Annotated in this window: 14 protein-coding genes and 2 pseudogenes; 8 read left to right on the top strand and 8 right to left on the bottom strand. The window is 54.5% G+C overall.

Annotated elements, in window-relative coordinates:
* Window positions 1-789: 789 nt before the first annotated feature.
* The 4 genes from JCM12308_RS02300 to JCM12308_RS02285 all read left to right on the top strand — a co-directional run bounded on the left by JCM12308_RS02300 (window position 790) and on the right by JCM12308_RS02285 (window position 10,902).
* Entirely contained in the window at window positions 790-7,926 is a 7,137-nt protein-coding gene (locus JCM12308_RS02300) for an apolipoprotein A-IV repeat region-like domain-containing protein (protein WP_054782735.1), read from the top strand.
* 253 nt (window positions 7,927-8,179) lie between these two features.
* Window positions 8,180-9,196: a DUF5671 domain-containing protein gene (locus tag JCM12308_RS02295; protein WP_054782734.1), complete on the top strand. Its 1,017-nt coding sequence runs from the start codon at window positions 8,180-8,182 to the stop codon at window positions 9,194-9,196.
* A 365-nt stretch (window positions 9,197-9,561) separates the two neighbouring features.
* Window positions 9,562-10,503 carry a 3-hydroxyacyl-CoA dehydrogenase family protein gene (locus tag JCM12308_RS02290; RefSeq protein WP_054782733.1) on the top strand — a complete coding sequence of 314 codons (942 nt, stop codon included), beginning with the start codon at window positions 9,562-9,564 and terminating at the stop codon, window positions 10,501-10,503.
* 90 nt (window positions 10,504-10,593) lie between these two features.
* A complete protein-coding gene (locus tag JCM12308_RS02285) occupies window positions 10,594-10,902 on the top strand; it encodes a cupin domain-containing protein (protein ID WP_054782732.1) in 309 nt (102 codons plus the stop codon).
* Between the two features lie 6 nt (window positions 10,903-10,908).
* Here JCM12308_RS02285 and JCM12308_RS02280 read toward each other — a convergent pair whose 3' ends face one another.
* The 4 genes from JCM12308_RS02280 to JCM12308_RS02265 are packed head-to-tail and all read right to left on the bottom strand — an operon-like array spanning window position 10,909 to window position 15,623.
* Window positions 10,909-11,697, bottom strand: coding sequence for an ABC-type transport auxiliary lipoprotein family protein (locus JCM12308_RS02280; RefSeq protein WP_208608818.1), 789 nt, complete (start codon window positions 11,695-11,697; stop codon window positions 10,909-10,911).
* A gap of 10 nt (window positions 11,698-11,707) precedes the next feature.
* Entirely contained in the window at window positions 11,708-13,645 is a 1,938-nt protein-coding gene (locus JCM12308_RS02275) for an MlaD family protein (RefSeq protein WP_054782730.1), read from the bottom strand.
* Window positions 13,600-14,445, bottom strand: a complete 846-nt coding sequence (locus JCM12308_RS02270; protein WP_208978195.1) for an ABC transporter ATP-binding protein — start codon at window positions 14,443-14,445, stop codon at window positions 13,600-13,602. The genes JCM12308_RS02275 and JCM12308_RS02270 overlap by 46 nt, the downstream gene beginning before the upstream one ends.
* Before the next feature lie 29 nt (window positions 14,446-14,474).
* Entirely contained in the window at window positions 14,475-15,623 is a 1,149-nt protein-coding gene (locus JCM12308_RS02265) for an ABC transporter permease (protein WP_054782729.1), read from the bottom strand.
* A gap of 108 nt (window positions 15,624-15,731) precedes the next feature.
* Here JCM12308_RS02265 and dgcN point away from each other — a divergent pair.
* A pseudogene (gene dgcN / locus JCM12308_RS02260) lies at window positions 15,732-16,744 on the top strand (N-acetyltransferase DgcN).
* A pseudogene (gene dgcA, locus JCM12308_RS02255) lies at window positions 16,741-17,723 on the top strand (N-acetyl-D-Glu racemase DgcA). The pseudogenes dgcN and dgcA overlap by 4 nt, the downstream one beginning before the upstream one ends.
* Window positions 17,724-17,764: 41 nt before the next feature.
* Here the strand turns inward: dgcA and JCM12308_RS02250 are convergent.
* Window positions 17,765-18,937, bottom strand: coding sequence for an MFS transporter (locus JCM12308_RS02250; RefSeq protein ID WP_244271823.1), 1,173 nt, complete (start codon window positions 18,935-18,937; stop codon window positions 17,765-17,767).
* Between the two features lie 178 nt (window positions 18,938-19,115).
* On the opposite strand from JCM12308_RS02250, the gene JCM12308_RS02245 reads away from it, so the two are divergent.
* A complete protein-coding gene (locus JCM12308_RS02245) occupies window positions 19,116-20,246 on the top strand; it encodes a protein phosphatase CheZ (RefSeq protein WP_208608816.1) in 1,131 nt (376 codons plus the stop codon).
* A 66-nt stretch (window positions 20,247-20,312) separates the two neighbouring features.
* On the opposite strand, the gene JCM12308_RS02240 is transcribed toward JCM12308_RS02245, so the two are convergent.
* The 3 genes from JCM12308_RS02240 to JCM12308_RS02230 form a co-directional block, all read right to left on the bottom strand.
* A complete protein-coding gene (locus JCM12308_RS02240; RefSeq protein WP_054782727.1) occupies window positions 20,313-21,332 on the bottom strand; it encodes a threonine ammonia-lyase in 1,020 nt (339 codons plus the stop codon).
* A 91-nt stretch (window positions 21,333-21,423) separates the two neighbouring features.
* On the bottom strand, window positions 21,424-22,503 hold the full coding sequence (locus JCM12308_RS02235) for a glycosyltransferase family 4 protein (protein WP_054782726.1): 1,080 nt from the start codon (window positions 22,501-22,503) through the stop codon (window positions 21,424-21,426).
* Window positions 22,500-23,306, bottom strand: a complete 807-nt coding sequence (locus tag JCM12308_RS02230) for a UDP-2,3-diacylglucosamine diphosphatase (RefSeq protein WP_164845249.1) — start codon at window positions 23,304-23,306, stop codon at window positions 22,500-22,502. The genes JCM12308_RS02235 and JCM12308_RS02230 overlap by 4 nt, the downstream gene beginning before the upstream one ends.
* A 266-nt stretch (window positions 23,307-23,572) precedes the next feature.
* Here JCM12308_RS02230 and JCM12308_RS02225 point away from each other — a divergent pair, with 266 nt between their 5' ends.
* On the top strand, window positions 23,573-24,352 hold the full coding sequence (locus JCM12308_RS02225) for an SDR family oxidoreductase (RefSeq protein WP_054782883.1): 780 nt from the start codon (window positions 23,573-23,575) through the stop codon (window positions 24,350-24,352).
* Window positions 24,353-24,399: the final 47 nt, after the last annotated feature.

The following is a 24,399-nucleotide window of genomic DNA, read 5'->3' as shown; positions in this document are numbered from 1 at the left end:
TATTTTATGGTTAACAACATCCTACTGCCCAGATTCAAATCTAGACTCGGAGCCCTGCCACCAGCCTTCACTGCCATCACACGTTAAAATTGACAAGGTGCTCTGTTAAAGATGGTTAACAAGATTTTTCGAATTACCATCCCGCTCCAGCATCTCGCGTCCCTTGTCAGTCAGCTTGCATATAAGCCAATCGGGCTTCAATGGGTTGGAAAACCAAGGCTCCGCCCACCCTGCCGCAACACACGCCCGCACAGTTGCAGCTGGCACTTGTCGACCGCTCTCATCAAACAGCGGCAACTTTCCACCTGCTTCGTTAAGACCTCGCCTTAACCATTTGAGTTGTGTAGGACTCGGCCGATTGGGACCTTTAGAACTGACTGGAGAATTTTCGCGATTAGCCATAGTGAGTTCCCCCCAAAAATGCTGCCTGTGACTTATCGTAGGGCACCTAAAAATCCCGGCAACTTCTGTTGTACAGTCCACCGGATTGTGCCATTAGGTTAAGGGTAGCTGCAAGGTGGGGAAATCTAAATCTTAATGCACCGTTAACATTAACGGTCCGCTTTGATTCTGAAAACTCCCTGTTTTTGGCCCTAGAAGTTCGGCGGTGCTCTCAATTCAGAGCTGTCGGATTGTATGGGGCCAAACCCATTGTTGTCTGAAATGCGTTTCTGTTTGGGAGGAGCGCTTTTCGCGTAAGGCAGACACCTTGTGGTGACGGCGCCGGCACAAAAGGCGAAATGATGTGCTGACGACCGGCAAGTAGAGAGTACGGACGCGAGGCGAGATATGGCGAACACCCCGAAGGCGAAAGCACCATCGGAAGTGGCTCTGTCAGCGGTAGAAGAAGCCCTTCAGGCTGATTTTGGCGCTCCACAGGAGTCAATGTTATCCAGCGAACAGGAAAGCACGAGTGCGGACACACCGCAGATGTCGGCTAGCCCTGCAAAGGAGGCCGCAACCACTGCGCCTTCCACTGATAAAAAACTGGCTCAGCTTGTAGAAGAAAATCAGGCACCGAGACAGGTTCGCAAGCGTGGCCGTGGTGGCCGCCCGCCAACAGCAAGCAATGATGATCGCCAGTCCATTGGCTCTTTGATGTTTGCTCTGCAGCGCAAGCCGTCTGCAGCTCCGTTCTGGTTCGCATTTGCAGTCTCCGTTGTCTGGGCCAGCCTCGGCCTTGCAATGTCCTGGGGCGCATTTGCTGAGCAGCTCGAAAAGTCATCTTCATTCGCAGGCGTATTCGAAAACCCGACACTGGTTCTCGTTTCCGTCTTTATTGTTGTTCCAATCGCTTTTGTCTGGGTTATGGCCCTCATGTTCTGGCGCGCGCAGGAAATGCGCAACGTCGCACGGGGCATGACAGAAGTTGCGCTTCGTCTGGCTGAGCCGGAAGATGTTGCAAAAGAAAGCATCCTCAACGTTGGTCAGGCGATCCGCCGCGAAGCCGCTGCCATGGGCGACGGTATCGAACGCGCAATTGCCCGTGCCAGTGAGCTGGAAGTTCTCATCCATAAGGAAGTGTCTTCCCTTGAGAACTCATATAATGACAACGAACTGAAAATTCGCCGTTTGGTGGAAGAACTCGTCAGCCAGCGTGAGGCCATTCAGGCCAACGCGGAACTGGTGCGTGAAACTATCTCCGGCTCCCACGAAAACCTTGCTTCACAGCTCGCAAACACTTCAGAGGATTTCGCCTCCTCCGTTGATCGCGCCCGGGAACGCCTCACCGGTTCGATCGACTCTATGCTTGAGCAGATGAACAGCAAGCTGGAAACCCGCGTCTCAGAAGTCACCGACAGCTTCACGGAAGCCGGAAGCGAAATGGTCTCCTCGCTGACCATCCGTTCCGACGACTATGTCGAGCGTCTCACATCAACCGGTTCCGAACTGGTTGAAACTCTCTCTGAAACCGGTTCCAAGCTCTCTGAAACACTTCACGAGCGAGGCTCTTCTATCAATGAAGAGTTCTCCTCAACTGCAAACTCCTTCATCGACAATCTCACCGAGCGCGGTTCTGATCTGAACAGCCGTCTCTCTGAGACATCTGAGGAACTTGTCAATAACTTGGCAAGCCGCAGCGATGAAATCACCGCAACCCTGTCCACCACTGGCACCGAAATCGTTGAAGGCCTCTCTGCGCGCGGCAACGAAATCAGCGACTTGCTGGCAGAACGCGGCGACGCACTGAACGCAACACTCGGCGCAGCTGGCGCAGAACTGTCTGCAACCATCACTGACCAGACAGAAGCCATGAAAGGCGTTCTGCAGGCGCAGGGTACTGAACTGACCGCCTCCATCGAAGAGACCGTCTCTTCCGTAACTGCCCAGTTCGTGGGTGCAAGTTCCGAACTGACTGAAACTTTGGTCACCACATCCGGCGAAGTTGTTGGCCAGATCAGCGCTGCAAACACAGAGCTGAACTCCACACTCACCAATGGTCTGTCCGAGTTCACCACCAGCGTTTCCGAAACCAGCTCCGAGCTGGCGCAAACTCTGGTCATCACCACATCTACTGTCAGCGAGCAGCTCACCGAAGCAAATGCGACCCTCACAGAAACCCTCAATGTTTCTGTACAGTCCATCAGCTCCGCAGCAGAAGGCGCAAGCTCTCAGGTCAGCACCGTTCTTTCCAACGGCGTAACCGAGCTGACCACAAGCGTAACAAGTGCAAGCACCGAGCTCTCCGAAGCTCTGGCAGCGACTACCTCTACTGTTACAGACCAGATTAACAGCGCAAACGATACTCTGACCGAAACAATGAACCTTGGCGTTGTTTCCATCAACCAGAGCGTCGAAACCGCAGGTTCTGAGCTGACAACAACACTTCTCACCGCTTCCAACGAAGTCACCGAGAAGATCACAACTGCAAACGACAACCTGACCGAGACCCTGAAGGGCAGCGTCGACACCATCACCCGCACAGTTGATGGCGTTAGCGGCGAACTCTCCCAGTCTCTGGACAGCGGTGTTGAGCTTCTTTCTCAGACTGTCACCAACAGCACTGCTGCCATTGCAGAAACGATGGAAAGCGGCGTAACCAATCTCAACGAGAGCGTTTACGGTGCATCCGCACAGCTGACAGAAACTCTGGACGCAAGCGCATCCAACTTCACAGCTTCTGTTTCCGGCGCAACCGCCAACATCACAGACGCTCTGGAAGACGGCGTTTCCAGCCTCAGCAGAACTGTTTCTGGTGCAAAAGAGCAGATCTCCGAAACTCTGGACGGCGGCGTTGTTACGCTCAGCGAAACAGTCAATGCAGCTGGCTCCCAGATCTCCACTGTCATGGACAGCGGCGTTGGCAGCCTGACAGATGCCGTCAAGACTGCAAACACCATCATGTCCGAAACACTGGACGCAGGTGTTGGCAGCCTCAACGAAACTGTTGGTTCTGCAAGCTCCCAGATCTCCACGATCATGGACACTGGCGTCAGCAGCCTGAACGAGACCGTCAACACGGCCAACACTCAGCTGACCGATACGCTGAACCTGACAGTAACAACGGTTTCCGATCAGTTCGGCAGCGCAAACGCGCAGCTGCATGAAACTCTGGAAACATCCATTTCCGGCATCACCGAGCACTTCTCCTCCGCAAGCACTCGCCTCTCCGACGAGATCCTTACACGCGGCGAAGAAATCAATGCCAACCTGTCTCTTACAAGTGGCCGCCTGATCGACACGATCACTGGCCGCACCGAAGAGATGATGGGCGTTGTCGACGAGCGTGTGACCAACCTGGACACCGCCCTACGCGCAACCGGCGAACAGGCAGCAGAAGGCATTGCAAACCGTGGTCGCGAGATCAACGAAGCAATCGCTGTTCAGTGCACCGACTTCATCGACACCCTGTCCAACCGCTCCACCGAGGTTTCCGAAGTGCTGCGCGGTGCAGGTGAAAGCATCATTGCTGACCTCTCCCTGCGTGGTGGCGACATCGCGACCCGTCTGGACGAGACTGCAAACACACTCGGCACCACCATCACTGTCAGCGGCGGCGAGCTGGCTGATCGTCTTGGTAACGTCAGCACTCAGATCTACGAAAGCATCACCATCAACGGTGCTGAGCTGGATCAGCGTCTGGCAGAGCGTGGCGCAGAAGTGGCTGACACCATCAGCAAGCAGACTTCCGCCTTCAAGACCGCTCTTGAAAGCACAACATCCGACATCACCGGAGCACTTGGCCTGCGCACTGAGGAACTGGCTGACAAACTGGCTGACACCGGTACACAGCTGGCCTACCTCATCGGTTCTCGTGGTGAACGTGTAACGGCAGATCTGACCGAAATCGGCGATCGCATTACCGAAACCCTCGACATCCGTGGCCGTGCCCTCAACGACGGTCTGGCAAGCAAGCTGGCAGAACTGGAGCAGGTTGTTACCGAAAGCGGCTCCGATCTCGTTCAGTCCATCGACCTGCGCAGCCAGAACATCGGCGCATCCTTCGACAGCCGCATCGAGTCCCTCGACGCGAAACTGGAAGAACGCACCTCCACCTTCGAACAGAGCTTCGATACCCGCGCAGCAGCCCTTACCGAAACCATCGAAAGCCGCACCACCAAGCTGGCCGACGCTGTGGAACAGGGCACCGGCATCATCGCAAGCACTCTGGAAGAGAAAACCCAGTCCATCTCCAAGATCCTCGAAGATCGCACCGACATCATCGCGGTCAATCTTTCCGAGCGTGTGGAACAGGTTGGCGTTTCCCTCTCCAACCGTGCAGAGAAGATCGGCGAAATCCTCGCTCAGCGTTCCGAAGCAATCGAAGAAACCATCTCCAACAGCCTGTCCACCTTCGATCAGGCTGTGGGCGACAAGGTCGAGGCAGCTGCGACAGTCATTACTGACCGCGCAGAGCATCTCTCCGAGTCCCTGTCCTCCGGCACCGAGCGCATTGATCAGGCTCTGGACGCACGCGCCAAGCAGATCTCTGAAACTCTGGTTTCCCGCACCCGTGAGATTGCAAAAGCATTCCACGACGGTCAGACAGAGATCAACGAAGCACTCGACAGCCGTCTGGAAGAAGCTGGCAGCATCATCGTTCAGCAGTCTAAGAACCTCACCGACGCTCTCTCCGAGCAGGTGGCAGAGATCAACGTCTCTCTCGGTTCCAAGGTCTTCGAAGTTGCAGAAACCCTCGACAGCCGCTCCAAAGCTCTCGAAACGATCCTCACCGATCGCCTCGAAGCTATCACCACCACAATGGGCGACGAGAGCGAGAAGGCAGCAAGCACGCTTACAACAGCAATGGCAGAGGCTACCTCTTCCCTTGGCTCCGAAAGCACCCGTGTTCGCGACCTCATCCTCGAAGTCGTTGGTCAGGCATCCGATCGCCTTGCTCAGGAACGTGACCTCACAACCGAGAAGGTTGTCAGCTCCGTAGAGCAGCTTTCCGGTACACTGAGCAAAGAAGGCGAGCGTCTGCAGGAAATCGTTTCCAACTCCATCGGCGAAGCCCGCAATTCTCTGGAAGGCGAAGGCGAGAAAGCAGCAGCAGCTGTTTCCGATGCCATGGCAAACGTCCGCGGTACGCTTACCAAGGAAGGTGACGAGGTCGCGCAGCGCGTTCTGGCAACTGTGGCACAGGCAGCGAATGCACTGGCCGTGGAAAGCGAAAACGCCCGCGCCATGTACACCGCAACTCTTGCCGAGATGTCTGGCGCCCTCACCGGCGAAAGCGACAAGGTCCGTGGCGACCTGTCCCAGACCATCGAGCTGGTCACTGGCCGCCTCTCCGCAGAAAGCGAGCGTTCCAAGACGATCCTTGCAGAATCTGCAGAAGACGTCCGCAAGCTTCTGGCAGGCGAAACCGACGAAGTTCGTGCCCGCGTCTTCACCACCATCGAAGAAGCAGCTGGCACCCTGTCCACCCGCGTCAAGTCCGTGGCAGACGAGCTGCTGGTTAAAGCCGAAAACCTCAACGATGCCTTCGGCAGCCGCTCCTCCGAGCTCTCTGAGATCATTGGTAAGGACGGTAGCGAACTTATCCTCGCTATCGAAAACCGGGCCCACGACCTCACCACACGCGTCAACGAAGTTCAGAACGCAATTCTGGATGCTGTGACCGTGAAGGGCCGTGAAGTCTCCGACCGCTTCGCACAGAACGGTCTGCAGGCAACCCGTGAGCTGGTTGAAGCTGGTGAGAAGATCGTCACCGCAATCGACGAGCGCAGCACCATCGCAACCACCCGTATGGATGACAGCCGCGAGCGCATGCAGGCCGACATGAACGTCCTGCTCAACGCAGTCTCCACGAAGGGTCAGGAAGTTGCAGATACCGTGACCCGTCAGGGTGCAGTGGCAACCGAGGCGCTGACACAAACCATCGACGGCATCGGCAACACCATCGAAGATCGCACCCGTATGGCTGTGAACGTGATGACAGGCACCAAAGAGCGTCTTGAAACAGATGTCTCTGAGATCCTGACACGCCTGAACGCATCCAACGGCAGCCTCCGTCAGATCCTTGCTTCTGCAAGCGAGAACCTGTCTGAAGTTGAAACCAACCTGGCAAACCGCGCAGGTGAGTTCAGAACCGCGATCGATCGTGCAGTCACCGAAACCGAAGCTGCAAACGCCACCATCGAGGCGCAGGTCGGCCAGCTCCGCAACACAACACACACCGTGCTTGCAGACGCTGCGAAGATCGCAGGCCGCATGGAAGACCAGAACCAGCTTCTCGGACAGGCAATTGCAGATCTGGAAGCAACCAACACCCACGTGGACAGCCGCTTCTCCGATCGCCGCATGGCAATCGAGATGGTCGCAGACACCCTGATCAAGAAAACTCAGGATGTCGAAGTGCTCATGGCGAACTACACCAACACCCTTGGTGACACGCTTGAAGTTGCTGACGACAAGGCGCGTGAAGTTTCCGGCATGCTCCGCGCTGCTGCTGAAGCGGCAACCAAGTCTGTGACTGAGCAGTTCGAAAGCATGCGCATGACTGCTGGCATGGAAGGTCAAAAGGCACGTGACGCAGTTCGCGCGGCCCATGACGAAATCCTCCATGACATGAAGTCCACCGTCACCGAGGCATCTGAGCGCTTCACCGACGCAACGGCTCGCATGCGCGATGTGGCCCGCTCTGTTCATCAGGAACTGGAAGCAACCCGCTCTGAGCTCAACGCAGGCATTCTGGCTCTGCCGGATGAAGCAGAAGCATCCACCTCTGCACTGCGTCGTATCGTGAGTGAACAGGTCAAGGCACTGGAGGAACTCTCCGGCATCGTGTCTCGCCAGTCCTCTCAGTTCGATGTGTCCACGCCAGCTGAGCCAGCACGCGCAGTCAACGCTGCTCCTGCAGCAGTGGCAGCAGGCGGCCAGTACGCAGCAGCTGAAGCACCAACCCTGCAGCAGGTTGCTGCAACCGGTGCAAAGCCAGCACGTATGTCCCCGTCTCCACGCCGCATGGAAGCCCCTGCCCCGCGCGCTAAGCGTCCGCAGGCAACTCCGGCAGCAGTACAACAGGGAAACGGCACATCCAAGGGCTGGATCAGCGACCTGCTCCGCCGCGCTTCCGACGATGAAGACGGCATGGGCGGACACGCACACGACACAGCAAACGCACGCACCCCGCAGCACATGGTGGAATCCCTCAACTCCCTGAGCATGGATATTGCTCGTGCAGTTGATCATGAAACCTTTGTGGACTTGTGGGAGCGTTACAAGCGCGGTGAGCGCGACGTCTTCACCCGTCGCCTGTACACCCTGCAAGGTCAGCAGACCTTCGACGAGATCCGCCAGAAGTACGGTCGTGATCCTGAGTTCCGCAGCGCTGTAGAGCGTTACATTCAGGACTTCGAGCAGCTCCTGTCTCAGGTCTCCAGAAGCGACAGCGACAATCAGCTCGGTCAGACATACCTGACCTCTGATACCGGCAAGGTCTACACCATGCTCGCCCACGCCAGCGGCCGCTTCGACTAAGCTGCAAGCAAGCACTAGAAATCAAAAAGGCTCCTGAGATTTTCAGGAGCCTTTTTTGTTGGGCAGGTCGCATAAGTTATTGCATCTCCGCTGTGAACTATCGGAGTCAGCAACAAGTTTAGGCCCGGAGAACCTTGAACAGCATGAAAAGACGTGCACATGTAAAATGAAAAGGCGTATTACCCAGACAAAATTGAAAATTCCAAACTCAGGCACGCGTCTACTTTACTCTTGATTTTCAAAGGATTTTCAGATGCAAATCCCCGCTTCACTCTCCGAGTTCGTGCGTGATGCGCTAAACAAGGGCTTCTCTAAGGATGACATCCGTACAAGCCTGAGCCCGTCAGACTGGACTGCTATTGAAATAGATACAGCTCTGAAAAGCTGGTCCTACGTTGAAACGATTGGGGCAGTTCCTCAACCACAGCGCTCTACTTCAGCATGGGATGCCGTCTTCTACGCGCTTCTCTTCGCAGCCTTTGGGATGGTCATTGGCAACACTTTGATTTTGCTGCTTGGGCTGATTACCCTCTGGATACCAGAGGTTGGAGATAGTTTTTCCCGCAGTGGCCTACGCAGCCTTCGCTGGTCTATGGCTGCATTGATTATTTTTACTCCAGTTTTCCTCTGGCTTCATCTCAAAGATGAGCGTGACAGCTGCGCAAATCCAGCAAGCAAATATAGCAGTGTCAGACGCTGGCTCACCGCCATTGCGATTTTTGCAGCTGCAATGACACTACTCTGCGATGCCATTTATCTGATCTACCGTTTCCTTGATGGAGATCTAACAGCCCGCTTTATTGCTAAATCTTGCGCAGTCGCACTCCTCTCACTCGTAGTCATCCAGTACTTTTATCAGGGTCGACAACTTCAGGAAAATATCAGCAGACTAGACAGCTTATTTGCAACTTGGATACCAAGTGGGCTGGCAACACTTGTGCTGGCCTTATCATTCTGGACCGTTGGCGGACCAATGCAAGGGCAATTGGAACGCAGAGATCAACTACGTATCTCTGATATCAATCAGCTTCAAAAGGGTATCACGTTTTGCAAGGCCACCCGCAACAAAGACCTTCCAGAAGAGTTAGATCCTATGAGCTGCGCACGTAGTCCTCATTTACTCACTGGATATGCATCTCAAGTCACTTACAAGAAGCTTTCCGCTAAGCAGTTCCAGCTTTGTATCGAGGTTGAAGCACCAGAACGTCTACGCACATACAATGCAGAACTCAAAGGCAACCTGTACTGCATCACTGATAAGATTAGATGATTAAAGCCCGCGAATGTGAGAGCAACAACAAAGCAGTTTAGGCAGTACGGAGGTAACTTCTGCTGTCTTTACCGTTCTACCGATCACATCACCATCTTTTTGACCTGTAAGTTGGAAATCGCTCTGCAAGCAAGCCTTAGAAATCTAAAAAGGTTCCTGAAACTCTCAGGAGCCTTTTTTGCTGGCAGTGTTGTTTGCCTTCAACTTTGCTATTCGGAGAGCTCCTCGTAACCTTCCTCCAAATTGCCAAATTGACCCAGAAAACAACATCATAGTAGTTCTGCTTACCTGCACTGGTGTATCGGGCAATCTCCGCACCTGACTGAGCAGCTCATTCAATTCGGGCAACAACAGGAAAAGCTGACATGAAGTACCCAAACATTGCAATTCTCGGGGCCGGAACAATTGGAATGAGCTGGGCAGCGCTGTTTGCTGCCACGGGTCGGCAGGTCACTGTTTACGATCCCTCCCCGGAAACGGAAGACCGGGTCACCACTCTGGTAAAGAACGCTTCAGAAACGCTCGCAGCCCTTGGATGGGAGCATGCAGGCGATACGTCTAAGCTGAAGTTTACGAATGATCCGGTAGCAGCTGTGTCAGATGCTGACTTCATTCAAGAGAGCGTCCCAGAGCGTCTGGAGATCAAGCACGGGCTCTACAAACAGATTGAACCGCACCTGAAGCCAGAGGTCATCATTGGCAGCTCAACCTCAGGCCTGAAGCTTTCCGATATGCAGGCAGGGTTTAACAAGCCAGCACGCTTTATCCTCGCCCACCCCTTCAACCCACCACACCTCATTCCATTGGTGGAACTGATGGACAACGAGAAGACAGATGCAGATGTGCTCCAGTCCGCAAAAGACTTCTATGAGAGCATCGGCAAAGTCTGCGTCCGCCTCAACAAAGAAGTCCCCGGACATATCGCAAACCGCCTGCAAGCTGCAATCTGGCGTGAGACCATCCATCTGGCAATGGAAGGAGTTGCCAGCGTTGAGGACATCGACAAAGCCGTTGCGTACGGCCCTGGCCTCCGTTGGGCAGCCATGGGGCCAAACACACTCTTACATCTGGGTGGAGGGGAAGGCGGTATCCGCTCCTTCTGCGATCACCTTGGTGGTCCGTTCCAAAGCTGGTGGGACGACCTCGGCACCCCGCGGATCACACCAGAAGTGGTTGACACCCTCGAAGACGGCGTGAAAACCTCACTGGAGAACACGTCCATGCAGGAGCTTGCCAAACGACGGGATGATCTTGTTCTGCAATTTGTTCTCTCCGGGCAAACCAAGACAGAAAAAAGCCCCGCTTAGGTTAGCTGACATCCATCCACCACGCGCTGGCTCTATACCCTCTTCCACACCGTTCCTAACATGAGCACACGCACAACAGAGGAGAGTGCAATGTGCTCATCAACCGGCTCAGCCAAGCCGACAGTTCTGATTGAGAATGACCGTGTCAGAGTAACTGAATGGCGATTTAAGCAGCGCGGAGACAATACCGGCTGGCATCGCCATTCCTACGACTACATTGTCGTTCCGCTCTTCACCGGCACATTAGAGATCGATCTGGGAGATGGAGAAAGAATGGAAGCCGCCATGCAAAACGGCATCCCTTACTTCAGAGAGACTGGCGTTGAGCACGATGTCATCAACGCCAACACCTTCAAATGCGCATTCGTAGAGATCGAACTGCTGGAAGCCCGCAGTTAACCGCGCCTAGTTGCCCTTCGCTGCCTCAGTCATGGCTGGCGCAACAGCAGCAACCTGTCTGTTGCCAGCGGTTTCCTGAGTGTTCAACTCAGCACGCTTAGCAGCCGCCTTGGAGCGAGGAATACGGCCAACGGTGTTGACGGACCAGCTGGCGATCTGAGAAAGCACATTGTCCGAAGCCGCGTTCAGCGCCGGGATGGCATCCGTTACAGTATCACCCGTTGTCGGAACACTTGCCGCAAACATGCGCATGCCGATAGAGCGTCCGTCACGATCATCTACGATGCGAGCAGCCACTTCCACATAGGCCTTGTCACCACCGTCTACCTGAAGCTCAAAAGCCCGTAGAGTGGTTTGCAGCTGGTAGTCGATCAGAAGGCCCTGCCCCGGTTGGGAAACACCACGCAGCTTGCCAGTGTTCTCCAGCGTCTCAACAAGCTTAGCCTGGAAGACGCGTGGCAGCGTGTCAGTCCACGCCACTTTCGGGAAGTACGAGTAAATCGGACCGCCGCCTTGGGTCACCGCAATGTTGCTCGTATCCAGCGCCTGCAAAGCAACCGGCGTTGCAACAAGCACCTGATAGTCGGAAGCTCTCACTTTGACAGGAACATCGCGCGGCGCAGTCAAACCATACAGAGCTTCAGGGCCACTTGCCCCACACCCTGCCAGACCACCCAGCAGAACGGCACCAACAACCAATTTTTTAAGTGTCGAACCGAACACGCCGAGCTCCAGCTTACTGCCATTGGCAACCCGTGGGTTTTCGAGTCGCTTCCCTATAGTTTTGTCAAACATTTCCAAAAACTCAACGCCGCTGCGCCCCATTAAATACAGGTGTGTCCGATCCGCCAAAAATCACACGATTTGGGTTGCGGTCAAAATTATTCACGGCCCGTCGAATTTCAATAAGTGTCTGGTTTAATTGCTGCATTGCCGCAGTAAAGTCCTGTCCGCCTTGCTGGCTCAATTTCAACAGGGCCAACGAAATTGGCTCTGCCCGCTTAGCAAAAGCATCTGCAACCTTGCGAATGGAAGCCGCTGCATCAGTCGCTTCCTTGATGAAGCCCTGTCCATCAGCAGAAACCATGCCGTCCACTTTCTCCAAAATGGTGTTCACACGCACAGAAGCAGCATTCAGATTTGTGGCTATGCTCTTCGCCTGATCGATCACCTTATCAACGTCTGGAACCTTCTTCTTCAGCTCGGTTGTCATGTCGTTGACGGACTTGGCAGCATTGCCGATCTCATCAATCGCCTTGGAAAGCTCTGGTGTCTTTTCAGCCAGCGTGGTCGTAACTTTGTCCGCTGAAGCCACAATGTTGGAAACCTTGGCCGGATCAATCGCTTCCACAATGCCGTTGGTGTTGGAGATCAGCGTATTGGCGTTATCCATGGTTTCGCTCAGCTGATCAGACGCCGCACTCAGGTTGGTTCCAACCTCGCGCGCAGAAACAATCACACTGTCGATCTCTTTGTTGCGCCCGGCAATGGTGTTGCTCACCTCACGAATGTTGGCCGTCGCAGCACCCGCATCCTCAATGGCTTTCGCGATCACCTGATCCTTGTCAGAAAGTGTCTTGGTCACCTTCTCAACCGAAGTCACAATGTTGCTGACCTGATCAGACTTCACCATGCTCAGGATGCGGTTGGCGTTTTGAGTGGTCAGTACAATCTCGTTGGAAGCTGTCTCTGCATTCTTCACGATGCGGTCGATCGCTTCCTTGTTCTTGGTCAGCTCAACAGTCAACTCACGCGCATTCTCGGCAACAACAGAAGCTGAGGACAGCATGGTGTTGATGTCCCCACGGCGCTCCGTCAGCACACCGCCCAGATCCGAGGCGCCTTTCAGAATACGCCCAACTTCTTCAGGCTTGACCGCAGCAATCACCTTCTCCAACTGCTCAAGCTCATCATTCAGCTCTGTGGTGAAGTTCACCAGCTGATCAGAAGCCAGCTTGCCATTGGCGATGATCTCACCAACACCATCTGTAGAAGCTGACAGCTTGTTGGTCATGCTCTCCACATTGGTCACGATCTGGCCCAGCTTGTCCGGCGGCACATTCGCCAGCAGGTCATCTCCGCGATCCACCAGATTACCGATCTTACCGGAAAGCCCGGTCAGCGCCTTGCTTGTCTCGGTCACACCAGAAAGGAAGTCATCCACGCCCTTGGCATTGTTGGCCAAAGCCTGCGTGAAGACCTCAACGTTCTGAATGGTTTTCTGCACATCCGGTTGGGCATTCATCACCAGCTCATCAATATGCGTCAGCGTGGAATCCGCTTTGCGCATGATGTCCTTGGCCCCTTCCAGCAAATCCTCAAACTGAGACCTGCGCGCATACATAACCGGAACAGTATCAGTCGCTTTGGAGAACAGCGGCGGAGACTCCGAAGACCCACCGGAAAGATCCACATAGGCAACGCCCGTCAAACCCGTAAACCCAAGGGAAGCAACCGTGTCGCGGCGCAGCGGAGCATTGGCATCAACACGCACAGTCGCCACAACGAGCTTCGGGTTTTCGGCATCATACGTGAGCGCACTCACGTCACCGATTTTGATACCGTTAAACAGCACCTGACCACCAATCGGCAGGCCGGTTACAGCACCAGGAAAGATAATCTTGATGTCACGACGGCTCGAGCGATCACCCGCGCTCAAGAGCCAAAACGTAAACAGAAAGGCGATGCCAACAACAGTTAGAACGAATGCACCGATAGCGATATTATTTGCGCGGGTTTCCATGCATCCTCCTCACACCCGATTGAGGCACGCGCCCCACGGAAATAGGACTTAACCCAAGGGTGCTCCACCTGCATCATATCCTCAATGGTTCCTTCAACCAAAACCTTGCGTTCACCCAGCACGGCAATACGATCACAAATACTATGAAGACTATCCAGATCATGGGTGACCATGTAAACCGTAAGTCCCAGAGTTTCTTTCAGTTTTACAATAAGATCATCAAAATCAGCCGCCCCGATCGGATCCAGACCGGAAGTGGGCTCATCTAGGAACAAAAGATCAGGATCCAGCGACAGCGATCGTGCCAGCGCGGCCCTCTTGATCATACCGCCGGAAAGCTCCGAAGGCAGCTTGTCTGCCGCATCCAGAGGCAACCCAACCATCTCAATCTTCAGCAGTGCCAGTTCATCCCGCAGCCGCGGTGAAAGCTTCAGATGCTCGCGCATCGGCACCTGCACGTTCTGCTTCACCGTCAGCGAGGAGAACAACGCCCCTTGCTGAAACAACACCCCCCAGCGCTGCTCAATTTCACGGCGCATGGAATCCGTGGCTTCATCAAAGTCCTGCCCAAACACCTCAATGGTACCGGACCGCCGCCGTGTCAGCCCCAGCACAGCACGCATGAGAACGGACTTACCCATGCCCGATGCACCAACAAAGCCAAGCACTTCGCCGCGGTACACATCAAGGTTCAAGTTTTCCAGAACAAGCTTATTGCCAAAGCCAACGGTAACATCCCGAACCCGAAGCAGCACTTCCCGATCATCAGCAGATTGGTGACCCGAGCCTGATCCGTTCATCGGCCCTGTTTGCCCTTGTCCCATACTGGTTAAAACCCGATAGACGCGAAGAACACAGCAAAAACTCCATCCACCACGATGACCATAAAAATAGATTTCACAACAGAAACAGTCGTATGACGTCCAAGCGACTCCGATGAGCCCTCAACCTTCATACCTTCCATGCACGCAATAAGCCCGATGATCAGCGCCATAAACGGCGCTTTCACAATGCCGACCATCAGTGTATCAACAGTAACAGCAGCCTGCAGTTGTGCAATAAAGGAATGAGGCACAATGCCCAGATACCACCAGCAAGTCAGCCCGGCACCGAACAAAGCCGCAATATTCGCCAGAAACACTAGGATCGGCAGGGCAATCATCAACGCCACTAGACGCGGCAGGATCAACACTTCCGTCACCCGCAAGCCAGTCACCTGAAGCGCATCAATCTCTTCCTGCATCTTCATGGATCCCAGCTCAGCCGTGTAAGCAGAACCGGACCGGCCAGCCACCATAATGGCGGTCAAAATAACGCCAATCTCACGCAGCACCAGAATACCGGAAAGATCCACCACGAAGATCTCAGCACCAAACTGCTTCAGATAAAACCCGCCCTGCTGCGCGATGATGCCACCTATCAGAAAGCTCATCAGGCAAACAATCGGCACCGCGCCCATACAGGAGCGCTGGAACTGAACACCAATGGAGATAGGCCGTAACCGGCTTGGATGGGTTGCAGCTGCCGTGATTGTCGCTGTCAAGCTGCCAAGCATCGCCAGAATATCGCGCGTATCACGCCCCAGCTGGCGAGTCGCTTCGCCCACGGCTTCGAGGTAATTGAGGAAAGAGTTACCAGAGTGTTCTTCGGTTGGATTGTCGACTTCCTGCCGGTCAACCTCTTTCAGCAGGATGTCGAACCGCTCGTCTTCATAAAAGAACTTGACCTCCCGGCCCTGCTCCGCTTGCTCCATCTGGAACCGCTGCAGCAGCCAGGCACCAGCGGTGTCGAGAAAACTAACCGCCTTTAAATCCACGCAAATTACAGAGTGAGTGAGAGACGCTGCCACTTGATTGATGAGATTTTCGCAAGTGGCCCCTTGCCGGATGCCCCAGGCACCGGAAGCCGTAAGCAAAAGTAACGCCCCGTCTTCAGCAGTTACCAGGTCCGGCGCATCAAATTTATCACTCAGCTTCATCTCGGGACCCTGCGCCCTATAATCCAAAAATCCTATTGATCCTATACAGGTTTCTGTAGTGTGTCGTCTAGTAATCCTCATTCAGCCACAAGTACAACGGATAAAATAATGTCTATTTCTAAGCCATATCTATTATTTCTTGGGGACGTAAAAGACGAGCTCGCAGCAAAAACTGCGCATGGCGTACTTGATTGGCGACCGGAGTGGTGTCTGGGTCAAATTACACTTCCCGGCTGCAAAGCCCACACCAGCCTTCCTGAAATGAGCCTGACTGAAGCATCTGAAGCTGGCGCCAAAACTATGGTAATCGGCTGCGTGAATGCAGGCGGTGTTCTGCCTGACCATTGGATCGCCACTATCGTTGATGCGCTCAACAATGGTCTCGACATTGCAGCAGGCCTGCATATTCAGCTTGGCAGCATCCCGGCCATTGCGGAAGCTGCAGCAAAGAACAACCGCAAGCTCCATGATCTGCGCTTCACCGACTTCACCTTCCCAACCGGCAAAGGCGAGAAGCGCTCTGGCAAACGTCTGCTGACCGTTGGCACGGACTGTTCTGTTGGCAAAAAATACAGCGCAATTGCCCTGCAACGTGGCCTGGCAGAACGCAAAATCAGCTCAGACTTCTGCGCCACCGGCCAGACCGGCATCCTCATCGCCGAGCGCGGCATCGCCATCGACTCCGTTATTTCAGACTTCATCTCTGGCGCCGCGGAGTACATCAGCCAGCCACCAAAGACGACCACTGGGATGTGATCGAGGGTCAGGGCTCCCTGTTGCATCCATCCTTTGCAGGCGTCTCTCTGGGTCTGCTCCACGGCTCCCAGCCAGATGCCTTTGTGGTTTGTCATGAACCAACCCGCTCCACCATGCGCGGCGTCTCAACACCAATCCCATCCATTCAGGAAATCATCGACCTGAACATACAGTTTGGCCGTCTGACAAACCCGGACATCCGCTGTGTCGGCCTCGCCATCAACACCATGATGCTTTCTGAAAATCATGCAAAAAACCTGATTGAAGAGCTGAGCGAAGAGCATAAACTGCCCGCAACTGATCCTGTCCGCTTCGGGACCGATCCAATCATTGATCATATTTGCGCGGAGTTTAAACTGGTTTGACCTGTCGCCTATCTATTGAAGCTGAAACATTCCCAATTGCGGGAAGCTTTACCATTGCCCGCGGTTCCCGAACCGAGGTGAAGGTTGTCACCGCCAGCCTTACACAGGATGGCCTCACCGGTCGTGGCGAATGCGTGCCTTATCCCCGTTACGGCGAGAGCGTTGAAAGCGTCACCGCGCAGATCGAGGCCGCCCGCGCTGCTATTGAAGCTGGCGTCTCAATTGAAGAGCTGCAAAGCCTCATCCGGCAGGCGCCGCCCGCAACGCAGTGGATTGCGCCCTCTGGGATCTGACAGCGAAGCGCCAGAGCACCACTGTAGCTGAACTTGTCGGCATCAAGTCCCAGCGTATTCTGGAAACCGCCTACACCATCTCCGTTGGCACACCTGAGAAGATGTCTGAGGATGCAGCAAAAGCAGCCAGCCGCCCTCTCCTCAAGGTCAAGCTGGCAGGCGATGGCGATGTGGAACGCATCGCAGCCGTCAGACAGGCAGCACCAAACAGCAAGCTCATTGTCGACGCCAACGAAGGCTGGTCAGAAAGCAATCTGGAAGCCAACATCAAAGCCTGTCAGCAGGCAGGCGTTGGTCTGGTGGAGCAACCTCTAGCAGCAGGCAAAGACGCTGTTCTGGCAGAGGTGGAACATCTCATCCCAATCTGTGCGGATGAAAGCCTGCACACCTCAAAAGATCTGGAAAGCCTGCGTGATCGCTACTCAGCCATCAACATCAAGATCGACAAAACCGGCGGTCTGACAGAAGGCCTGAAGCTGCTGCGCAAGGCAGAAGAGATGGACTACGTCATCATGGTTGGCTGCATGCTCGCCACGTCTCTCGCCATGGCACCAGCCATGCTGCTGGCGCAAAACGCTGACTTTGTAGATCTGGATGGACCACTGCTGCTCGCAAAGGACCGCGATCATGCGATCCAGTTTGAGGGCAGCCTGATGCACCCTCCTTCCCCGCAGCTCTGGGGTTAAGAACAAGAAAAGGCGGCTCTCTCAGAGGCCGCCTTTTTCATTTATACGCGCTTTGTCACAAACATCAGTGTCACCACACCGGCAACACAGATACTTGCCATCAGATAGAAGGCGTAGGCCTGCTCAATCTCGTAGAGCCAGCCACTGGCAATGCCGCTCACGCCCATCACCACACCAAAGGCCGTCTGAGAAAGCCCCTGTGCAGTGCCAAGGCGTTTGCTGGAAACCAGCTTGGACGTGTAGGCAACAAGCCCCAGGAACACCATGCCGAAGCTTCCAGCATGCAGCAGCTGCAACAGCACGGCAGACCAGGTTTCAGTGGCATACGGGAACAGCAACCAGCGAATGATGCTCGCCACACCACCCGTCACCATCAGGCCCCACGCACCAAGGTGGCGCATGAAGAACGAACCCCACACGAAGATACCAATCTCTGCCAGCGTACCAAGCGCCCACAAGCCGCCGACCATGGCATCGCTAATGCCAACGGACAGCCAGAAGATACTGGCAAAGGCATAAAGCGCCGAGAAACTGCCCAGCAACAAACCACCAGCCAGCACCACCAGCAGAAACTGCGGATCACGCAGTTCTTCCGCTTTCCAGATGCTCTCTTTGGTGGAGCTGCGGCTTTCAGAAGGCATACCCGGCAGCAGAACAGATGTCAGCGCCAGCACGCCAAGCGCGCCGACAGTCAGGAACAACAGCTCTGCAGGCTCACCAAAGGACAGATACCAACCACCAATCAGCGTAGCGACCACAAACGCAATGGAGCCCCACGACCGCATCGGCCCGTAATTGAGGCCAAGCGTGTGCACGGTTTCATATGCGTATGCATCCTGCAACGGCTGAATGGGCGTGTAAAAAATGGAAAGGAAAATCACGAGGCCGATGACCACCCAGTAGTCACTGGAGTAAATCATGACCCAGAACGAGATCAGCGCAATCACACTGAACAGCGCCATGGAATGACGCCTGCGCCCCGCCCGGTCAGAGATGCTCGTCATCACCGGAGTTGCAAAAATCCGGACGATGTTCGGCAGGGCAATGGCAAATGCGATCTGCACAGGAGTGAAGTTAATATCCTCGAGAAAAAGAGGAAAATACGCAAGAAAGAATGCGTTCGCAAAATTGAACGCCGCAAACAGACCACTAACGCCTGTGGCGATCCAGAATAGATTATGGGCTTTCCCTAAAGGGGAACTGCTTCTGGGCATAGTCATTGGAAAACACTACAAATGGGGGTGGAGAGTACCCACAAATAAGGATGGGAAGGGATACTCCTATTACTTGTGCTAATAGGGACTATCCAAATCAATGTAAACCAATTATTAGCCGTAGGATCTGTTATATAAACTTGTAGTATATTCTTAGTTAGTTATGAAGGAGCCACTTATGGCTGGCAACAACCGAAAGGTCCTTTTGAGCCCCGAGGAATTTGATGCCATCAAAAGCGCACTCTCTGAGACAGAAAGAGGCCGCGCTTTCCTTCACGATCACCTCACTCTGAACAGATCAGTCGAGACAGCAGACCTTCTGGAAGCTGTGAGAAGACTTGAGAAAACATTGGTTGAGCGCGAACTTCCATCAGAGATGGAAAGCTATCGCCTGCACACCTATGAAATGTATGAGGCGATCGAGCGGACCAAAGACGAGATCTCCAAGATCAAGCTTGAGAACGCCGACAACAACCGCTTTTCAGCAGCCTCTGACGAGCTGGATGCAATCGTCACATCCACCGAAAGCGCGACTCAGGTCATTCTGGAATCATCTGAAGCTATTCAGGATCTGGTGGACAAACTGCGTGCATCCGGCGCTGAAGATGCGCCATGCGATGCCATTGAAGAGATGGCCATGGAAATTCTCATGGCCTGTTCCTTCCAGGATCTCACCGGCCAGCGCATCAACAAAGTGGTCAAAGCCCTTCATTACCTTGAAGGTCGCATCAGCAAGATGATCCGCATCTGGGGTGTGGACCTGACAGACGAAGAGCGTCCGAACATCAACCTTGATGATCCGCATGACGAGGACGACCGTCACATCGACAAACGCCCGGATGCGCACCTTCTCAACGGCCCACAGATGGATGGCGAAGGCGTGGATCAGGCAGACATCGATGCCATGTTCGACACAACACCGGCCTCCTCTGAAGAATCTCTCAATGAGAACGTCGTCCAGTTCGCTGCCGAGGCACGCGCAGACGCCCCCTTTCAGGAAGCGAAAGCTGAGCTGGAAGAGGAAGCAGCTGAAGTTGTTGAGCTCGATGATATGGCAGACGAGCCGGAAGTGGTCGAAACTTCTGAAGTCGCGGTTCTTGATGATGAAGAAGACGATGATCTGATCGCGACTGAAAGCACTGTGCCAGCAAATGACACTGAGCCGCTGGCGGCAGAAGCAAAGGTAGAAGAGGAAGAGAACCCGATTGAGATCGAAGGAGAATCTCCGCCTCTGACAGCACCGCGCAGCAGCAACTCAGACCCGCTGCACCACCTCTCAACAGGTGAGCGCCTCGCCCTGTTCTCCTGATCAGAAACGAGACACCAAAGTTTTTAAAAGCCGTTTGCGCCTTATCCTGCGCAAACGGCTTTTTTCTTAGGCCGGAACTGTTTCCGCAGAATACTGCTTCAGGGCAGTCGCAAAGACAGCAGGATCCACATTACCGCCAGAAATGGTGATGACCGCAGTCTTCCCGGTAAGATCAATCTTCTTGGAAAGCACGGAAGCAAGCGCAACGGCTGCACCCGGTTCCACAACCAGCTTCAGCTCAAAGTAAGCAAAGGCAACCGCATTCAGCGCTTCCTCATCGCTCACGCTCAAACCTTTGGCATGACGTCGGCTCAAAACGGAAAAGCCCTTGTCACCAGGCGTTTCTGTTAGCACCGCATCACACACGGAGCCACCCAGCGCCGGATTACTCATCCGCTCACCAGCCTCTAAAGAGCGTGCGTAATCATCAAACCCGTCTGGCTCCGCTGTATAGATCTGGACCTCAGGCAGCTTCTCTTCCAGCGCCAGCGCAATCCCGCTGGTGAGGCCACCGCCACCCGTACAGCTGATCACCAGATCAGGCGTCACGCCCAGCACTTCACACTGTTCAGCAATCTCAAGACCCGTAGTCCCCTGCCCAACAATCACGCCGCTGTCGTTGTAAGGATGGATGAACGTTGCACCGCGCTCCTCACAAATGCCTTTGGCAATCGCTTCACGGTCCTCAGTTTCACGATCATAAAGCACCACCTCAGCCCCAAGCGCCTTGGTGCGCTGGATCTTCAGCTCCGGTGCATCTTTCGGCATCACGATCGTGGCCGGGAAACCCAGGATCTTCGCCGCAGCAGCCACGCCCTGTGCATGGTTGCCGGAAGAACAGGCCACAACACCCGCAGGCCGCTTGTCCTCCGGAATAAGAGAAAGGCGGTTGAACGCTCCACGAAACTTGAAGCTTCCGGTTCTTTGCAGGTTTTCCGCTTTGATGAAAACGCGGCCATTCACCCGCTCATCCAACACCGGAAAGTTCAAAAGCGGTGTCAGGCTGGCATAACCCTGCAGCCTTGTCTTAGCTTTTTCAATTTCGGAAACGGTGAGTTCAACGGGACTGGAAACATCTAAAACCATAAGAACCTCGATAACTGCAATATGAGGCTATCTATAACACGCAAAATTACGCAGGCTGCTCTTAATCTGAAACGCCCCCAAGGAGATCCGCTCAACCATTCAGGTGATTTCCGACAGATCTCTGACCTGCACCAGCCCCCTGCCGAAACCCGGCAGGCATCGCCGGATCATACGCATGCTCAGCATTTGCCAGAAACTGCTCAGCACTCGCCCGCCATGTAAATCGCAGGGCAACATCCCGGCAGTGATCACTGGAAATCTCCAGCGCTTCCAACGCTGCCGCCTGAAGGTCATTCTTCAGCACCCCAGCCCCGCTGTTACCGATCACATCAATCGGCCCCATCACAGGAAACGCCGCAACAGGCGTCCCGCAGGCAATCGCTTCCAGCAACACATTGCCAAACGTATCCGTCAGGCTGGGGAACACAAACACATCCGCATTGGCGTAATACTCAACCAGCTCATCCCCCTCAACAGGCCCTGTAAACAACACCTCAGGATACGCCAGCCTCAACTCCTCCAACTGCGGCCCACCACCAACAACAACCTTGGTGCCTGGCAAGGCCAGTTGAAGAAACGCCTCAATGTTCTTCTCAACGGCCACACGCCCCACATAAAGAAACCGTGGCCCCGGTAGATGGTCCAGCAGCGCAGTCCGTAAAGGCCGGAACCGCTGATGATCCACCCCGCGCGACCACCGCAGCAGGTTCTCAAACCCCCGCATCCGCAAATCTGCTTCCAACGTCCCCGTCGCCACCATGCATCCCTGCCCACTGTTGTGGAACCGGCGCAGCCAGGAGTAGCTGAAGGACAACGGCACCGGATAGCGCGCCTGCAAATACTCCGGAAAACGCGTGTGATAGCTCGTGGTGAAAACCCGTCCATCCCGCTTTGCCACCTGCCGCGCCATCAACCCCAGAGGCCCTTCAGTCGCGATATGCAGATGATCACAGTCGTACTTTTCAATAAACCCACGCACGATATGAGGCAGCGTTAGGCTCAACCGGATCTCGCCGTAAGATGGCATCGGCACACTGTGAAATGACTGCGGTGTCAGAAACTCAACGCGAATACCCATGCGGCGCAACTCAACAGCCAACCGCTCCAGCGTCCGCACAACACCGTTGATCTGAGGCTTCCACGCATCGGTAACAATCAGGATCGAACTCATGCCGCCACCCGACTGCCGGAACTCTCCCTCGAAGGCTCAGTAGCAGCCCGCTTGCCATCCCCCCAACGGATCAACTCAAAGGTCCCGTCAAAGTTCTCGGCAACAGCGGTGCAGCTTTCCACCCAGTCACCCGTATTGATGTAATGAATGCCGTTGGTCTCATGATCCGCAGCATGGTGGATGTGACCACAAATCACCCCGTCCACTTTCTGTCGCTGCGCTTCAGAAACCAGCGTCTCCTCGAACTTACCGATGAAGTTGACCGCGTTCTTCACCTTCAGCTTCGCCCAGGCAGACAAACTCCAATAGGTCAGACCCAGTTTGCGGCGACAGTAATTCAGCACCGTGTTTAGGTTCAGCGCTGTCACATAGGCCCAGTCCCCAAGGAATGCGAGCCACTTGGCGTGCCGCACCACCACATCAAACTGATCGCCATGAATAACCAGATACTTCTTGCCGTTGGCTCCCTCGTGGATGAACTGGTCCACCACCTCCACCCCGCCAAAGTGGATGCCAAAGAAGTCCCGCAGGAACTCATCATGATTGCCGGGAATGTAAACAATACGCGCACCCTTGCGCCCTTTGCGCAACAACTTCTGCACCACATCATTGTGAAGTTGAGGCCAATACCAGGACCGTTTCAGACGCCACCCGTCGATGATGTCTCCAACAAGATAAACCGTGTCAGCATCGTTGTGCTTTAAAAAGTCCAGCAGTAAATCGGCCTGACATCCGCGCGTGCCCAGATGTACATCAGACAGAAACAAGCTTCTGTACTTTTTGCTAGTAGAATCCCCGGTCACCACAAAGCCTCCGGAATAAGAAAACCTTCTTTCCTTTAAATTGATTCACAAGAAACAAATATGACAGGATACATATACTCAAACTTTGCAGTTTCTTGCTTGAACCTCAAGCAACATTACTCCCCGTTTATTAGGGGAGAGAAAAGCAAGCCCATGCAATTCAAATGATTATTCTATTCGCTTGCTAAGCTTGATGGTCACTGGCTCAATTCCCTCAGAGCCAGTAAGCTGCCTGCCAGAACGTATTGATTCAGTGGGATATTCATATGAACTTGGGAATTGAGGGGCGCAAAGCCATCATCTGCGCATCCAGCCGTGGCTTGGGATTGGGTACAGCAAAAGCACTGGCAGAAGCCGGATGTGATCTGGTGATCAACGGACGCAATGAGCAACTGCTCGATCAGATCGCCAAGGATCTGGCTGCAAAGCACTCAGTCTCTGTCACTCCGGTCGCCGCTGACATCTCCTCTCCAGAAGGCCAGCAAGCCGTCCTCAACGCCTGCCCAAACCCGGATATCCTCATCAACAACAACGGTGGCCCACCGCGCCGAGACTTCAAGGAACTGGATCGCCAATCCATTCAGGATGGTGTTATCCAAAACATGATCACCCCGATTGAGCTGATCAAAGCCGTCATTGATGGCATGGCAGAGCGCAAGTTCGGTCGCATCGTCAACATCACTTCCATGTCCGTGAAGATGCCCATTGAAGGTCTGGACCTGTCCAGTGGTGCCCGCGCTGGCCTCACCGCGTTCCTCGCGGGTGTCTGCCGTCAATACGCACAGCACAACGTCACCATCAACAACGTCCTGCCCGGCAAGTTCGACACCGACCGCCTGAAAGGTGGCTTTGAACGTCAGGCAGAACAGACCGGCATCTCCATTGAAGAAGCAAAGCGCCTGTCTTCAGAAGAGATCCCAGCCAAGCGCCTCGGCAATCCTGAAGAGTTCGGCAAAGCCTGCGCCTTCATGTGTTCCGCCCATGCTGGTTACATCACCGGCCAGAACCTGCTGCTCGACGGCGGCCTCTACCCAAGCGCATTCTAAAACAAAACCGCCTCCCCAAAGTATCACTCTGGGGAGGCGGCCAGATG

It is taken from the genome of Pseudovibrio denitrificans JCM 12308 (genome assembly GCF_001310815.1).
In the GTDB taxonomy this organism is placed as follows: Bacteria; Pseudomonadota; Alphaproteobacteria; order Rhizobiales; family Stappiaceae; genus Pseudovibrio; species Pseudovibrio denitrificans.
Note: the sequence above shows the minus strand (reverse complement) of the source record. Positions and strands in the feature narration are given on the sequence as shown.

Coding starts and splice junctions, on each gene's coding strand:
- JCM12308_RS02300 (WP_054782735.1), top strand. CDS start 790: ATGGCGAACACCCCGAAGGCGAAAGCACCATCGGAAGTGGCTCTGTCA.
- JCM12308_RS02295 (WP_054782734.1), top strand. CDS start 8,180: ATGCAAATCCCCGCTTCACTCTCCGAGTTCGTGCGTGATGCGCTAAAC.
- JCM12308_RS02290 (WP_054782733.1), top strand. CDS start 9,562: ATGAAGTACCCAAACATTGCAATTCTCGGGGCCGGAACAATTGGAATG.
- JCM12308_RS02285 (WP_054782732.1), top strand. CDS start 10,594: ATGTGCTCATCAACCGGCTCAGCCAAGCCGACAGTTCTGATTGAGAAT.
- JCM12308_RS02280 (WP_208608818.1), bottom strand. CDS start 11,697: ATGTTTGACAAAACTATAGGGAAGCGACTCGAAAACCCACGGGTTGCC.
- JCM12308_RS02275 (WP_054782730.1), bottom strand. CDS start 13,645: ATGGAAACCCGCGCAAATAATATCGCTATCGGTGCATTCGTTCTAACT.
- JCM12308_RS02270 (WP_208978195.1), bottom strand. CDS start 14,445: ATGAACGGATCAGGCTCGGGTCACCAATCTGCTGATGATCGGGAAGTG.
- JCM12308_RS02265 (WP_054782729.1), bottom strand. CDS start 15,623: ATGAAGCTGAGTGATAAATTTGATGCGCCGGACCTGGTAACTGCTGAA.
- JCM12308_RS02250 (WP_244271823.1), bottom strand. CDS start 18,937: ATGCCCAGAAGCAGTTCCCCTTTAGGGAAAGCCCATAATCTATTCTGG.
- JCM12308_RS02245 (WP_208608816.1), top strand. CDS start 19,116: ATGGCTGGCAACAACCGAAAGGTCCTTTTGAGCCCCGAGGAATTTGAT.
- JCM12308_RS02240 (WP_054782727.1), bottom strand. CDS start 21,332: ATGGTTTTAGATGTTTCCAGTCCCGTTGAACTCACCGTTTCCGAAATT.
- JCM12308_RS02235 (WP_054782726.1), bottom strand. CDS start 22,503: ATGAGTTCGATCCTGATTGTTACCGATGCGTGGAAGCCTCAGATCAAC.
- JCM12308_RS02225 (WP_054782883.1), top strand. CDS start 23,573: ATGAACTTGGGAATTGAGGGGCGCAAAGCCATCATCTGCGCATCCAGC.